The organism is Nocardia wallacei, from assembly GCF_014466955.1.
GTDB classification, from domain to species: Bacteria; Actinomycetota; Actinomycetes; order Mycobacteriales; family Mycobacteriaceae; genus Nocardia; species Nocardia wallacei.
This window is the reverse complement of the sequence record NZ_AP023396.1, coordinates 4632043-4645619: the sequence shown is the minus strand read 5'-3', so window position 1 is coordinate 4645619 and position 13577 is coordinate 4632043. Positions and strand designations below refer to the sequence as shown.

At 67.8% G+C, this 13577-nt stretch carries 17 protein-coding genes and 1 pseudogene; 6 read left to right on the top strand and 12 right to left on the bottom strand.

The genetic code is table 11. The annotated features are described in order from the left end of the window. The first annotated feature begins 16 nt into the window (after nt 1-16). Nucleotides 17-379, top strand: coding sequence for a hypothetical protein (locus tag NWFMUON74_RS20330; RefSeq protein ID WP_187683429.1), 363 nt, complete (start codon nt 17-19; stop codon nt 377-379). 53 nt (nt 380-432) lie between these two features. On the opposite strand, the gene NWFMUON74_RS20325 is transcribed toward NWFMUON74_RS20330, so the two are convergent. Both NWFMUON74_RS20325 and NWFMUON74_RS20320 read right to left on the bottom strand, forming a co-directional pair. After that, nucleotides 433-1089, bottom strand: a complete 657-nt coding sequence (locus NWFMUON74_RS20325; RefSeq protein ID WP_187683428.1) for a maleylpyruvate isomerase N-terminal domain-containing protein — start codon at nt 1087-1089, stop codon at nt 433-435. Between the two features lie 253 nt (nt 1090-1342). Continuing rightward, nucleotides 1343-2242, bottom strand: a complete 900-nt coding sequence (locus NWFMUON74_RS20320) for an RNA polymerase sigma-70 factor (RefSeq protein ID WP_232110479.1) — start codon at nt 2240-2242, stop codon at nt 1343-1345. A 181-nt stretch (nt 2243-2423) separates the two neighbouring features. Here NWFMUON74_RS20320 and NWFMUON74_RS20315 point away from each other — a divergent pair, with 181 nt between their 5' ends. Continuing rightward, entirely contained in the window at nt 2424-2567 is a 144-nt protein-coding gene (locus NWFMUON74_RS20315; protein ID WP_187683426.1) for a hypothetical protein, read from the top strand. A 99-nt stretch (nt 2568-2666) separates the two neighbouring features. Here NWFMUON74_RS20315 and NWFMUON74_RS20310 read toward each other — a convergent pair whose 3' ends face one another. The 3 genes and pseudogenes from NWFMUON74_RS20310 to NWFMUON74_RS36245 form a co-directional block, all read right to left on the bottom strand. Beyond that, nucleotides 2667-3893: a cytochrome P450 gene (locus NWFMUON74_RS20310; protein WP_232110478.1), complete on the bottom strand. Its 1227-nt coding sequence runs from the start codon at nt 3891-3893 to the stop codon at nt 2667-2669. Nucleotides 3894-4372: 479 nt separating this feature from the next. Continuing rightward, nucleotides 4373-5377 carry a CE1 family esterase gene (locus NWFMUON74_RS20305; RefSeq protein WP_187683425.1) on the bottom strand — a complete coding sequence of 335 codons (1005 nt, stop codon included), beginning with the start codon at nt 5375-5377 and terminating at the stop codon, nt 4373-4375. Between the two features lie 110 nt (nt 5378-5487). Further along, nucleotides 5488-5698: pseudogene (locus NWFMUON74_RS36245) on the bottom strand (isopenicillin N synthase family oxygenase); the annotation flags it as partial. Between the two features lie 192 nt (nt 5699-5890). Between NWFMUON74_RS36245 and NWFMUON74_RS20300 the strand changes: the two are divergent. After that, on the top strand, nt 5891-6310 hold the full coding sequence (locus NWFMUON74_RS20300; protein ID WP_187683424.1) for a DUF4189 domain-containing protein: 420 nt from the start codon (nt 5891-5893) through the stop codon (nt 6308-6310). 163 nt (nt 6311-6473) lie between these two features. Beyond that, nucleotides 6474-7067, top strand: coding sequence for a 16S rRNA (adenine(1408)-N(1))-methyltransferase WarA (gene warA, locus NWFMUON74_RS20295; protein WP_425300745.1), 594 nt, complete (start codon nt 6474-6476; stop codon nt 7065-7067). A gap of 36 nt (nt 7068-7103) precedes the next feature. Here the strand turns inward: warA and NWFMUON74_RS20290 are convergent, their stop codons facing one another. Genes NWFMUON74_RS20290 through ku form a run of 3 tightly spaced genes read right to left on the bottom strand, consistent with a single transcriptional unit; the run spans nt 7104 to nt 9081 of the window. After that, entirely contained in the window at nt 7104-7586 is a 483-nt protein-coding gene (locus NWFMUON74_RS20290) for a hypothetical protein (protein WP_187683422.1), read from the bottom strand. Between the two features lie 33 nt (nt 7587-7619). Further along, a complete protein-coding gene (locus tag NWFMUON74_RS20285) occupies nt 7620-8153 on the bottom strand; it encodes a GNAT family N-acetyltransferase (RefSeq protein ID WP_232110477.1) in 534 nt (177 codons plus the stop codon). A gap of 4 nt (nt 8154-8157) precedes the next feature. Next, nucleotides 8158-9081, bottom strand: coding sequence for a non-homologous end joining protein Ku (ku, locus tag NWFMUON74_RS20280; protein ID WP_187683421.1), 924 nt, complete (start codon nt 9079-9081; stop codon nt 8158-8160). A 642-nt stretch (nt 9082-9723) separates the two neighbouring features. On the opposite strand from ku, the gene NWFMUON74_RS20275 reads away from it, so the two are divergent. After that, complete coding sequence (locus NWFMUON74_RS20275; protein ID WP_187683420.1) at nt 9724-10062, top strand: histone-like nucleoid-structuring protein Lsr2; 339 nt, start codon at nt 9724-9726, stop codon at nt 10060-10062. A 596-nt stretch (nt 10063-10658) separates the two neighbouring features. Here NWFMUON74_RS20275 and NWFMUON74_RS20270 read toward each other — a convergent pair. Together NWFMUON74_RS20270 and NWFMUON74_RS20265 are read right to left on the bottom strand one after the other, a co-directional pair. After that, a complete protein-coding gene (locus NWFMUON74_RS20270) occupies nt 10659-11015 on the bottom strand; it encodes a hypothetical protein (RefSeq protein WP_187683419.1) in 357 nt (118 codons plus the stop codon). A gap of 62 nt (nt 11016-11077) precedes the next feature. Beyond that, entirely contained in the window at nt 11078-11455 is a 378-nt protein-coding gene (locus tag NWFMUON74_RS20265; RefSeq protein WP_187683418.1) for a hypothetical protein, read from the bottom strand. Between the two features lie 606 nt (nt 11456-12061). Here NWFMUON74_RS20265 and NWFMUON74_RS20260 point away from each other — a divergent pair. Then, on the top strand, nt 12062-12499 hold the full coding sequence (locus tag NWFMUON74_RS20260; RefSeq protein ID WP_197986883.1) for a hypothetical protein: 438 nt from the start codon (nt 12062-12064) through the stop codon (nt 12497-12499). Between the two features lie 231 nt (nt 12500-12730). On the opposite strand, the gene NWFMUON74_RS20255 is transcribed toward NWFMUON74_RS20260, so the two are convergent. Both NWFMUON74_RS20255 and NWFMUON74_RS20250 read right to left on the bottom strand, forming a co-directional pair. Further along, nucleotides 12731-12922 carry a hypothetical protein gene (locus NWFMUON74_RS20255; protein WP_187683417.1) on the bottom strand — a complete coding sequence of 64 codons (192 nt, stop codon included), beginning with the start codon at nt 12920-12922 and terminating at the stop codon, nt 12731-12733. A 145-nt stretch (nt 12923-13067) separates the two neighbouring features. Next, nucleotides 13068-13544 carry a GbsR/MarR family transcriptional regulator gene (locus NWFMUON74_RS20250; RefSeq protein WP_187683416.1) on the bottom strand — a complete coding sequence of 159 codons (477 nt, stop codon included), beginning with the start codon at nt 13542-13544 and terminating at the stop codon, nt 13068-13070. Nucleotides 13545-13577 lie beyond the last annotated feature (33 nt).

Below are 13577 nucleotides of genomic sequence, written 5' to 3'. Positions count from 1 at the left end.
TGATGCGGACGCACGATTGACGACGCCGTCGCCTCGCCGCTGGGTACTGCCGCTGTGGGGAGCGATGGCCGCCGTGCTGACCGCACCGGCGGCCGCGGCGGCGGTGGCGGGCGTCTACCGCTTCCCGGTTCCGTTCGGCGAGTACGCCCGCGGTCCGTCGGCCGCCGGTGACGCCGCGCTGGCGAGCGTGTTCTATCTGATTCTCGGTGGCGCTGTCGTGCTGGCCGGTGCGGGTGCGGTGGTCGGATGGCTGGCGCAGCGGCGGACGGCGCGCGGGTCATGGCGTTCCGCCACATTGACCATGCTGGGAGCGTTCGCGGTGGCGGTCGTCGCCGCGGTCGTGCTGGCGACCCTCGAATACGCCATCGGCTCTTGGTGATTCGGCCCTCCGGCAGGCTGTCCGCGCGCTGCGGGCAGCTGGTTCGAGAGCCCTCAGCCGAGGATCAGGGGAACCTTGCTCGCCAGTTCGCCCAGTTCGGCTTCTTCCGCCTCGGTCGGCGTACGCCGTCCCGTGCCGATCAGCAGCGCGTCGCTGTCCGACCAGGTCGCGGGAAATGTTGTCCCGGCGATGTTTTCCAGGATTCGCCGGGACCGGGCCAGTGTCTCCTCCGGCGGCGCGGCCACATGCGGCAGGTGGGCGACGAGATCGAGGTGGTGCAGTGTCCATTCCAGGACGTAGGCGGCGAGATAGTCGCCCGCGGTGATGACCTCGTCGCGGGTGCGCAGCCACAGATTCGGGTCGGCGAGTTCGGCCGCACGCCCGGCGGCGGACCCGACGTCGTCCAGGTGGAACTGCAGTAGGCGCGGGTCCTCGTAGGCGGCGGCCAGCCGGACGGTGAGGGCATCGAGCGGCTCGTCACCCGTCGGCGGTTTGTCGGCGATCTCCCAGTAGGTCACCGCGTCACGCGTCGGCTCGGTGTCGGCGGGTGTGACGAGTGTGATCAGCACGTCCTGGGCGTCGATCACCAAGTGGCACACCAGATCTCGCACCAGCCACCCCGTGCATCCCGACGGCTGCGTGAAGTCCTCCTCCGAGAGTCCGGCCACCGCCACCCGCAACGCCGCCCAAGCACGTGAGAACAGATCCACGCCCGCAAATTATCAGCCGCACCCGACAAATGTGACCGGTATCCACGCGGTCACCCGGCCCTTCGGTACGCGGAGCACGGCCGTTCCGCTCCCGCCGGGCCCGGCAGCCGCATCGCCGCGAGCCGGGCACAGACCGTCACGAACATGATGTTCGTCAGCATGCCGCTCCCCTTCTCGGTCGACGGCCACGAATGGATCGGCCGTCGCCGATATCACGCGAGCCGCCGCGAAAAGGTAACGCCGGGGCGGGGATTCAGCCGAGACTGAGGGTGGTCGCGGATTCTATGCGGGTCAGCTTCTCCGGGTTGCGGACGAAATAGAGGCCGGTGAACCGGCCGTCCTCCATCCGGAACGCCATGATCCCCTCGATCTCGCCGTCGACGCGGAACAGGAGGGCGGGGTTGCCGTTGATGGTGGTCGGCTCGGTGGTGAGCGTGGCGCCGAGCTTGCGGATGCCCGAGGACATGTAGCGAGCCACCTTCTCCGCGCCGACGACCGGGCGCAGCGCGGCGCGTTTGACGCCGCCGCCGTCACCGAGCAGCACGACCTCCGGCGCGAGGACGTCGAGCAGGCCCTGCGGGTCGCCCGTCTCGATCGCCCGCTGGAACGATTCGAGTGCGGCCCTGGCCTGGCCGGGAGTGACGGTGGCGCGCGGTCGGCGGGCATCGACGTGCCCGCGGGCGCGGTGGGCGATCTGGCGCACGGCCGCGGGCGTCTTGTCGACCGCGGCCGCGATGTCGTCGTACCCCATGTCGAAGACCTCCCGGAGCACGAAGACGGCGCGCTCGGTGGGCGAGAGCGTCTCGAGCACGAGCATCAGCGCCATCGACATGCTCTCGGCGAGCTCCACGTTCTCGGCGACATCGGGGGTGGTGAGCAGCGGCTCGGGCAGCCAGGGGCCGACGTAGGACTCCTTGCGGCGCTTCAGGGTTCGCAGCCGGTTCAGGGACTGCCGGGTGGTGATCCGGACCAGGTAGGCGCGCGGGTCCTCGATCTGGCCGGGGTCGACCTTGCTCCACCGCAGCCACGTCTCCTGCAGCACGTCCTCGGCGTCGGCGGCCGAGCCGAGCATTTCGTAGGCGACGGTGAACAGCAGGTTGCGGTGGGCGACGAACGCCTCGGTGGCCGGGTCGGTGGCGGGGTCGGTATCCACAGCGGGGTCCTGTTCTGTCTGGCCGTCGATCGAGCGGCTCGGTGCGATCGACGATAGGACACCGCCCGGTGCCCGAGTGTGACAGCGGGTGATCCGGTTCACGTCGCGGCCCAGCCGTTTCGATCTTGGCTCACCGGACATCCGAAGGACGTAAGCCCCCGCACGGAAGGAGAACGCGACCGTGGCATTCCAGGACATCATCGCCCAGCTCCGCCAGGACATCACCACCGCGTCGGACGCCGGTGATCAGGAGACCGCCGACCGGCTGCGCAAGGAACTCGACAAGGCCCTGCGCAGCGGCGGCGAATCGGGGGAGGAGAAGTAGCGCCCCGACGCGGAGGCGCCGAGTGGTATGCGCGCGAAACGGTTCGTGCCACAGCCTCCCCTCGATCACGCCGGACCACGGGATGCGCGTGGCCTCGGCTTATCGGGTGAGGATCATCGGTGCGGACGGTGGGAACACCACCGGCAGCGCGGCCAGGGCGCGATGAAAGGGCCCCGGCCGCCAGGCCAATTCGGCCACGGGGACGGCCGGCCGCAGGTCCGGCAGCGCGTCGAGTAGCTGATCGAGCGCGCGCTGGGCGATGACCAGCGCCACTGCCTGCGCCGGGCAGGCGTGCTGCCCGGCGCCCCACGCCAGGTGCGACCGGTTGCCGGTGCGGTCGCCGCGATTGACGGCCGGATCGTTGTTGCACGCCGCCAGGCTGATCACCACGGGTTGATGGGCGGGCAGCCACACATCGTCGATCAGCATCGGCCGCCGCGGATAGCTGACGCAGAAGTTCGCCAGCGGAGGATCGTGGAACAGCGTCTCGTCGACCGCGTCGCGGGTGTGCAGGGTGCCGCTGGTCAGGCCGAGGGCGAACCGGTCGTCGGTCAGCGCCAAGCGCAGCGTGTTGAGGATGAGGTTGGCGGTCGGTTCGGTGCCCGCCGCGTACAGCAGGGCCACCTGCTGCACCATCTCCATGTCGTCGAGTTGCTCGGCCGAGGCCAGTAGCCGTGAGATGAGGTCGTCGCCCGGCGCGGCGCGCTTCTGCACGATCACCTCGCACAGGGTGGCGGCGAAGGCGGCATTGCCCTCCTCCGCGCCGATGCCCGCCAGGACGGCGACCATGCCCCGGTACGCCCGCTGCGCGGCCTCGTGCGGGAAGCCCATCACCTCGCTGAGCACCCGGAAGGTCAGGGGGAGCGCGTAATCCATCCGGATGTCGGCGGTGCCGGATTCGCAGAAGCCGTTGATCAGCTCCTCCGCTACGCGATCGACCGCTCGTTCCATCCGGTTCAGGTCGACCGCGGCCAGGCAGGACAGCGCGCGCCGATAGCGGTCGTGCTCGTCGAACGCGGTGCGCAGCGCGTTCTGCCGGTACTCGAGCATCTGCTTGACCGGGTTGTCGTCGGGCACGTTGCGCTGCCACATCCGAGGGTCGGCCGGAAAGCGGAACTCGTCGTTGAGGATCTCGAGCGCGGCCCGGTAGCCGAGCACGAGCGTCGCCGGGACACCCGGCGCGAGTTCCACCGGTGCCAGTGAGCCGTATCGCTTGCGCAGATCGCGGTACGCGCCGTGCGGATCGGCGGCGAACTCGGGTGCGCTCAATGCCACTCCGGCGCTGTGGATCTCGGTGGGTGATCCGTACGGCACGTCGATTCTCACTGTGGGCGTCTCCTGACATGGAAGATCGTTCGCGCGGCAACCGCCGGAGGCGGGCCGTGATGTGGACATCGTGAGGCCCGCGCGGGCCGTGATTCACCCCGAGCGCGCCGATTCAGGCTCGAATTCTTCTGTCGGACAGCCGGTCTCGGCGCCCTATGCTTACGCCCGGGCCCGACGGACCGCACACGCAGCAGCATTCGCGCTGCGGCGTAATAGGGAAATCCGAAGCGGTGTGTCCGGCGGTAGCTCGCTCGCGTCGCCGACACGTCCCGGCGCAGACACCTTGGCCACCACGGTCTTCGGATCCATTCAGGTGTCCCCCTCCCGAGCGGGCCTGCGTCCGCATCGCGCGGTCACGGCTGAAATGCTGCCCCTGCAGGCTAGGGTATGTGCCCGGGATCCGCCAGGTTTTCGCGGCCGCATTACCTTGTCGCACTGAAGATTTCAGCTGTGTACGAACAGCAGGTTACGGCCGGATGTCAGGGCCGTAGCGGATGCGCCCGGAAGAAGTCCCACATGACCGCGGAGGCGTCGATCGAGTGCATGGGAGCGCCGACGAGGGGAGTGGGGTACAGCGCGGAGGACGAGCCCGGCCAGGTGTGCCCGCCACCGTCGACCGAATACAACTCGACGGCTCCACCCGCGGGACACGGGTAGGCGGTCAGGGTCACATCCGGGGCGGTGCGCTGTGTCGCGGGGTGCGCGCCGCAGCCGTTGCGCTCGGCCCACGCGGCCGCGTTGTCCGGAACGCTCTGCGGGCCGGGGCCGCCGGGCGGTGCGCTGTTGTCGCCGGGTTCCACCGAACCGGTGCCGTCCGGGTTCGGCAGGAAGCGGGCGTTGGGACCCAGACCGCCGGTGTAGGCGACGATCGGGTCGGCCGTGCCGTGGAAGGCGACCACGGGCACGGCCCGGCCGGTCCGGCACCACGGGAAGTCCTGCAGCCCGGCCACGGCGGCGATGGCCGCGACGCGACCGGAGAGCTGGCACGCGACCGAGGAGGCGGTGAAGGCGCCCATCGACATTCCCGCGACGTACACGCGGGCGCGGTCCACGCACAGCGTCGATTCCACGTGCGTGAGCAGTTCGGACAGATAGGCGATATCGGTGCTGCCGGGGCCGTAGTCCCAGCGCGGCACACCGGGTTCGTCGAGTTGCGGCGTGATGGTCACGAACCCCCGCTCAGCGCCGAGGCGGCTCAGGCCCGAGACGTCGTGCGCGATGACGGCGGGCTCGAGATAGCCGTGCAGATCGACCACCACGGGCAGCGGACCGGTGTGGTTCGGCACATCCCGAATGAAACTGCCCGCTTTCCCCGCCGCCGCGAACTGCTGGACTGATTCTCCTGGCGACACCGCGACCGCGCAACCGCCGGAGGCCACAGGTGCGGGCTCGTCGGCATACGCGCCGCCCACCACGAACCCGGCGCAGCAGATCAGTGCCGCGGCGAACGCGGCAGCGCGGTGGGAAATCTGACTTCCGAACATGAGAACATGCTTGCAGACCAACGGGGATCCACCACCCGGAATTCTCGGATTTGTCTCGCCTCACAAACGTTGCGGGTTGTCGGTGGCCGTCGCCGAGCACATTCGCGCGGAATAGGCCGGTACCGGCTGCCCGCGCCGGCGCACGACGGCAGCGTCGCGATCACCGCGTCGACTCGATCACCGCATCGACATCGTTACCGTGGAAATACGCAGCGCTCCCGCGTCTTTCGGCGGTGCCGTGCACGATCGGCAGCCGGACCCGATGCGTACGCTCATCGACAGTCGGCACTCGTCGGTCCAGCGGGCCATCGGATCGCCGAGTTCACCGGCGGCGCCTGCCCGAATCCGGTATTCGTATGCCGGGAGCGTTCGCTCGTGTCACCGGTGGGTAAAACCGCGGCGGCCGGAACATTTCGAAACGGTAGCGCCCACCGGCGGGTGGTGGACAGAACCGCGCGCGGTGGAGAAGGATCCAGTCGTCAGATTGCCGTCTCGATTGGAGTGGAACTTTCTATGTCCTTGGTATCCAAGGCAGCCGTCGTGCTGGCCGGCGCGGCGATCGCGGGTTTCGGGATCGCCGGGCCCGCCTCGGCCGCCGGCACCCAGCACGGTGCGATCGCATTGTCCGACAGCACCGGAACGGTGGCGTCGGCAGTCAACTACGACGACCCCGGCGCCGCGGACGCCGCCGCCAACGCGCACTGCGGTGTTCGTGACTGCCGCGTCGTGCTGCACTTCACCGACGGGTGCGGCGCGGTGGCGCAGGGCGTCGACCGGAAGGTGGCCGTCGGCTGGGGCCCGACCCAAGCGGAGGCGGAGAAGCAGGCCCGCGACGTGCTGGGCCTCAGTGCCCCGCCGTTCCCGGACCTGGGCAGCGCCAACCCGCGCCCGGCGACCATCGTGCTGCACGCCTGCACGGCGAACGCCGCCTGATTCACTCGCTGCCTCGGCCGGTCCGGATGTGTTCCGGGCCGGCCGTCGCCGTTTCCGGGCGGAAAATCGGATGCGCGGCCCGGCCCGGTGTGGCTAGCGTGTCGGCATGCGAATCGTATGTGGCAAACGCATCCAGGACGTGGACATCGGCTAAGCCGATCAGCTGATCGCCCGGTGCCGGGCGGTGCGAATCGACCTGGGCACCGGCGACGGACGGGCCGTACTGGCCGCCGCGGCGGCCGACCCCGACCTGCTGGTCATCGGCATCGACGCGCACGCGGCCGGAATGGCCGAATCATCCCGCAAGGCGGCACGCGCCCGGCAGGGTCTGCCGAACGCGGTATTCGTCGCGGCGGCCGCGGAAAAGCCGCCGCCCGAGCTGGACGGCGTCGCCGACGAGCTGACCGTGCTGTTCCCCTGGGGCTCCCTGCTGCGCGGCCTGCTGACGGCCGACCCGGCGGTCCTCGACGGCGTGGCTCGCCTGATGAAATCCGGTGCGGCACTGGATATCCTGCTGTCAGTCGTGGAGCGCGACGGGCTGCCGGGGCTGCCCGCCATCTCCGGCCCGGAAACCCTGTCGGCACTGGCGGATTCGTACGCGGCGCACGGACTGTCGGTCACGGCCATTCGCCCGGTTACGCCGGACGAGGTCGCCGCCGTCGGCTCCAGCTGGGGCAAGCGCCTCGGTGCGGGCACCCGCCGCCCGGTCTGGCGGATCACGGCCCGGCACACGGGAGTCCAGGAGCCGACCGGGTGACCGGGCTCGACAGCCGGGCGCCGTCGCCGGGGAAAATCAGTGCGTCGGAAGGCGTTCGGTGGAACCCTCGGCGAGCGCCCGGCGCACGTTGTCGATTCCGCCGCGCACTCCGGCGCCGTATCCGTCGTCGGCCAGCGCGTCGGTGCGGGCCTCGGCCGCCGCGAGATGGCGGTGGGCGGCCTCGAAAGCGCCCAGCCGGCGGTAATTGTCGGCCAGGTTGAGGTGCAGCGACGGGTAGAACCCCCGCACGCTCAGCGACGCGTGGTGCTGCTGGGCGCGCTCGTCGGTGAGTGAGTCGGCGGCGTCGAGGGCACGGACATCCCAGGTCAGGGATTCGGCGGCGTGATCGCAGAGATCGGCCAGATAATGTGCGAGGGTGCAGCGGTGCAACGGGTCGCCGTCGGCGCCGATCGACTCCCACAAGGCCGTCAGCCGCTGCCGGGCCGTGGCCGAATCCCCTTGCCGCCCAACGCCTACCGCTTCGGTGATGGCGGCCATCGTCGCATCCGTCTGTGTCATGGCGATCACCGTACGGGCAGCCACCGACAGAAATCAGCGGCGCAGCCGTCCCGTGCGGGCGAACGTGCGCTTGGTGGCGGGGGACAGGCCCGGGGCGGCGTCGGCGCGGGCGGGCTCCGACTCGTCCGGACTCGGGCGCACGAACAGCGTGACCGTGGTCGTATCGGTGAAGCCGTGCCGCGTCATCATGGTCGCCGACGCCGTATTGCCGGATTCGACGTCGGTGACGATGCGCCGCGCGCCCCGTTCGAACAGCGTCGCGCAGCAGATCTCCACCAGCCGCCCGGCGATGCCGCGGCCCTGCATGTCCGGCGCGACGGCGATCCACTCCAGATACGCCCAGTCGTCGCGCAGCTCGAATTCCATGGAGCCGAGCACGAAGCCCACAACCCGATCGGAATCCAGCGCCACCCAGCACGAGCCGTCCGGGCTGTCGAGGTGTTCCGCCACCGACGTCAGCGACCAGGACGTGTAGGGCTTGGCCTCGGTGTCGAATACCTCGGCCCCGAGATCGAGGACCTCACGCAGGTGCCCGAGCCCCATGGGGACGATCGCCGCCTCGGGCACCGGTTCAGGCGCCTTTTCGGGTGGACTGCCGAGTGGTTTTCTTCGCCGTCTTGGCGGCCGCCTTGGGTGCGGCTTTCTTGGCGGCCTTCTTCGCCGGTTTCTTCTCCGCGGCCTTGTCGCCGGATTCCGACTTCGTGCCGGAACGGCGGCCGGTCGCCTCGAGGCTGCGCTGCAATGCCGCCACCAGGTCCACGACCTCGGCATCCATTTCCTGCGGGGCGGGCTCCTCGGGCCGGATCACCTTGTTCGACCCCGACGCGATGGCCTCGTCGAGCATCCGTTTCAGCTCGATCTGATATTCGTCGGTGTACAGATCCGGGTCGAAATCGTCGGACATGCTGTCGACCAGCGTTTCGGCCATCGAGATCTCTTGCTTGCGGGGCTCGCCCGCCCCGTCGAGCGATTCGAAGTCGACCGAACGCACCTCGTCCGGCCACAGCAGCGTCTGCAGCACCAGCACGCCGTCACGCACCCGCAGCGCGGCCAGCCGGGTCTTCTGGCGCAGCGTGAAATGCACCAGCGCCACCCGGTCCACCTGGTCCAGCGTCTTGGCGAGCAGCACATAGGCCTTGGGCGTGTTCGAATCCGGCTCCAGGTAATAACTCTTGTCGAACAGCAGCGGATCGATCTGTTCCGACGGCACGAACTGCAACACCGGAATCTCGTGCTTCTCCGCGACGGGAAGTTTCGCGAAATCCTCGTCGGTGAGCACGACCTTGTCCCCCTCCGGGGACTCGTACGCCTTATCGATATCGGCGTACTGCACCGACTGCCCGCACACCGTGCACACCCGATCGTATTTGATCCGCCCCCCATCCTTGGCATGCACCTGATGGAACCTGATGTCATGGTCCTCGGTGGCGGTATACACCTTCACCGGGACATTCACCAGGCCGAACGCAATCGACCCCTTCCAAATGGAGCGCATATGGATACTGTACTTTTGACCCCCTCTCCTTCGCAGCCGTTCTGCCGTGACCTGCGGTTTCAAGGTGTTGATGGGTGTTGGTGGGTGTGGCTGGCGGGCCTGTGACGGCCTGTAGACGGCCTGGGAATCGGGGGTCGGGCCTGGGATTTTGCGCTGGGGTCGGTTGTGGCGGGCGTATCGCTGTGATCGATATTCGGCGTGTCGCCGGGCGTGTCGCATGTTGAGGTGGGTGCGTTGTGCGGGCGGCCGGTATTGGTTCGGGGTGGTGGTGTGGCAGTGGTTGGTCGGGGTCGCTGTCGTCGTGCGGTGGCGGGCGTGAGCAGGAATGTGGATGCTGGCATCTATTGAAGGGGGATTGTGTCGGTGGTGGCGGGTTGTCGTCTCTGTGGTGTTTTTGTCTGTGTTTTTCCCGGTGTAATGAGGTGGGTCGGTGGGCTCGGATGGCGGCGGATCTTCGGGTTGGCCGGTGTCGGAGGCGTCCGGCACGGTGACGCGTAGCGTGCGGAGGCGAGTGAGGCGCGGTCGGAGAGACGGGCTGGGGGAGTGGGTGTCCGTGCTGTCGTTGCTTGTTGGATTGGTTGTTGTTTCGTGAGCGGTTTAAGGTTGTTTGTTCTTGTATTTCTGGCGAAGGAGGCGGGTTGTATGGCGAAGAAGGTGATCGTCGAGTTGGTGGACGACTTCGACGGTAAGTCGAAGGCGGAGGAGACGGTTCGGTTCGGTGTGGATGGTGTGGAGTATGAGATCGACTTGTCGGTGAGGAATGCGGGCAAGTTGCGTGAGGTGTTCGAGCAGTGGACGGGGCCGGCGCGGAAGGTCGGTCGTGTCTCGAAGGGTAGGAGTGGCCGGGTGGTAGGCCGTTCGACCACGGATCGTGAGCAGACCGCGGCGATTCGGGATTGGGCGCGGCGCAATGGCTATAACGTGTCGAGTCGTGGTCGTATTCAGGCTGATGTGGTGGCGGCGTACAACAAGGCGAGCTGAGATCGGTTGGTGTGGCCGGTGTCTGGGTGGGTGAGGGTACCGGCCGCCGCTCGGTGAACCGTTTGGGAGAGATGTTCCGGGACGTCGCGGGTCACGCCGCCGGGCCCGGGTACGTTGCTGGGTCGGATCGGTATGCACCAAATTGGTTTGTGCCGCAGCGCTTTCGGCAGGCTCTTTCGGGCGGCGTAGTTTCGTGGTAGGAGCAAGCCGGGCGATTGTGTGATTCCCTTGCCTCTACGAGGTGATGACGAAGGACTAGGTCTTTCCGCTGGTAAGTGGATTCTGGTCGGTTGACCTGGGCCTCAAAGTGTCACTTTGGTGTCATTTTCGCTGGATAAGCGCTGATCAGGCGTGGTGTCGGCAGCCGTCGATCGGTGCCCGCCGCCGTCGGGGTCGAGCAGCGGCGGCTCGGCGCCCTCGGCGCGCGGCACGCTCTCGCATTCGTACGCATGTGCGAGTTGGTGCTCGCGCCGCTATTCTTGACATGTGCTGCAAATTGGGCAGCGAGTGCGAATCGGCGAGCGGGGCGTGTCGGTGTTCGGGGTCGTCGAGATCGAGGGCGCCGAACACGTGCTCATATAGCCCGGTCTACGTGGTCAGCACGGTTGGAACGGGTAGCACGGTGCCGGCGCGATCGGCGGGGCTTGCCGGACGGGCGCGGGCGCGGCGGTTGAGGACGCGGTCGGCCGGGTGTCGGCCGCCGGCGGTCCGGAGGTGAGTGCGAGGATGACGGTCAGCACGGCCAGCAGGACAGCGACACCGCCGAGGACCGCCGCGCCGACCCACAGGATCGGCATGGGCGAGGCGCTGCGGATGCCGTGGACGTGCATGGACCGGTAGCGCCCCGGACGCCCCGCGCGTCGGCGGTCGGTGAAGCGGGTCGTCGGTCCTACCGACCGGCCGCCGATCTTGTGCGAGCGGCCCCCGTATGTGCGTGGTGTCTCGAACCCCATGCCCGAGCATTATCCCCGCGGGCGCCGACACGAATGGCCGATCGCGCATGGGATTTCGGCGGTCAGTGGTCGCGCTCGCTGCCCTCGCGGTGGTTGCGTTCAGCCCGGGCGATCGGGTCGGGGGTCCAGTCTGCGAGCGCACTGCGTGGGCTCAGGATGTTCGGGTGCGCCGCGTCGTGGGCTTCGCGTTCGCGCTGGGCGCGGGCGACGTTGCGGGCGATCTGAACGCGGGATTCGGCGGCGGTGAGGAAGGTATCGGCTTCCTGGCTCAGCAGAGCCAGTTCGTAGCGTCGCTCGCCGGCGGGTACTTCGTGACGGATCCGGTGGTCGATGTGGTCGAGTTCTTCACGTAGCACGCGCAGGCGGGCGGGGGCGGGGTTGTGGCCGAGTCGCTTGGCCTTTGCGATGAGCTCGTTGTACAGCTCTTCCCAACTGGGCATGGCAGACCCCCTGGAGGCGTTGATATCTCGGCGTTTCCAACAGTACGTCGGGTTGTCAATCGTCGCGGGTTCGCCGCTCGATCCCTGTCGGTTCCCGCGCGGGCAACGACACTAATGGCCCAGACGCGCAGCATGCACATAGCGCAGTCCGGGGCGCTAGTGTGACCGGCGACGCCTGGACCACGCTGGTCACCCGAGTTCGGTGGCGCACAGCCGTTGTGGGACATAGGAGGAGTTCGCGCCCAGCCTGACGCTGGGCTGCCGGGTCCTCCCTCACCGCGGGCACGATTGCGGGCCGGCCGGGATCGGTGAGCTGGCCGCCTGGTTGGTCTCGGCCGGAAAAACTGGCGCACAAAGCTTTTCGACGACTACATTCCTGATCTTGATCCGCCTGATGATTGCCGGCGGCGCGCTCTTGCCCGCGCCGCCAGAGCCTGTGGACGGTGGTCTCCCCGAAGGTTTTGGCGACGTCGGTGGTACGGAACGGGAATCAGTTCGGCTGGTATAGGCGAACGTGAGCGGCGGGTGGCCACGCTCGTCTGCGACGAGCCGGACGGCCGCGTCGAAGGCGGTGTGCGCTGTCATCGAGCCGGGTAGGTGAGGCATTTGGCCGCGCTGGATATCCTTGGGTTCGATTCCACGTTGCCGGGCCTAACGCTAATCAATCCGAACCGTCCGGTGGCCGACGGTCCCGAACTTCGGATCAAGCCGATCGGTTCGGGTAGGCGGGTTTGTCGTCTCGATGATGGTCAGGTTCGGGAGCTGATCGCCGGGTATCAGAGTGGGGCGACGGTGTACGAGCTGGGGGAGCGGTTCGGGATCGAGCGGCGGACGGTCAGCGAGATCCTGCGTCGCCATCACGTGCCGATGCGTCGCCGTGGCCTGACGTCCGAGCAGATGGATGACGCAATCCGGCTCTATGGCATGGGCTGGTCCCTCGCACGAGCCGGCCAGCATCTGGGCGTTGACGGTATGACCGTTCTGAATAAGCTCCGCGAACACGGGATCGTTACGAGGGACAGCCAGGGGCGACCCCGGGTGTAGTCGACTGTCGCAGGTCCGTGCCCTCGGCGGGGCACTATAAGGATGGGACCGGTCGTGAACAGCGTTTTTCTTGGGGGACGTTGACGATCGAAACGCGATTCAGTTATTCGAAGCCAGATTGAACGCCCGTTGGAGGGTACGGGCTGTGCCCTGGTGGTGGGTATGGCGGCACCGTGCTGGTCGATGTGGGTGCGGTGACCAACAATTCCGGTGGCGGGCAAGGCAGCAGCGTTAGTCGCGGACCCGGCAGATGTCGGTGACGAGTGTGTAAGTTGCCGGTGCCTGGTACCACGCGGTTGCAGGTGCGCGTTTGTCATTGATGTTTACCGTGCGTGTGCCGTTGCGCTGCAAAGTGATTCCCTCGTCGTCGGGTTTTGCCCAGGGCATGAGCCGTTCCATCGCTTTGAGGGAATAGCGGTTCACCGTACTGACCGGGAGACCCGGATACCGGGGTGCGCGATCAGGTGGCGATGATGTCGGTGGCTACTGGCGGTGCGGCCATTTATCGGCTCGTCACCGATCTCGATGAGAGTCTGCGAGATTTCCTCTCCTGTGTCCGGCTTCCGTGTCAGGTGGTAGCGCGGTGCCTGCCGTAGTTTTCCTGCCAGCGTTCGATGAGTGCGGGCATCTGTTGGGCCATGTAGGAGTAGAAGTCCTGCATCTCGCGGAGCCGGTCGACGGCCGGGCTGTCGTCGGTGGTGGCGTCGAGCCCTTCCTGGGCGGAGTCCTGCATCGTTTTCAGCAAGGCGTTCTGATAGGTGTACAGCCGCGCCCACGCGCCTGCCGGGAAGCGGTAGTGCTCGCGCCGGCTGCCCGGCGCGGGTACGCGCTCGATCATTCCCGACTGGGTCAGCTGCTTCACTGCGGACGATACCGCGCCGGTGCTGATCGACAGCTGCTCGCACAGGTCCGCTGCTGTCATCGTCTCCTGCTCGGTATACAGCAGTGCGGTCATCACCCGCGCCGTCGTCTTCTGCATTCCGCCCTGCGCCAGGGTCAGTGCGAGCCGTTCGGCCGCATCGCGAAGTCGCTGTGTGGAGTCCATGCCACCACCATACAGAGACCTCCGAAATATCAG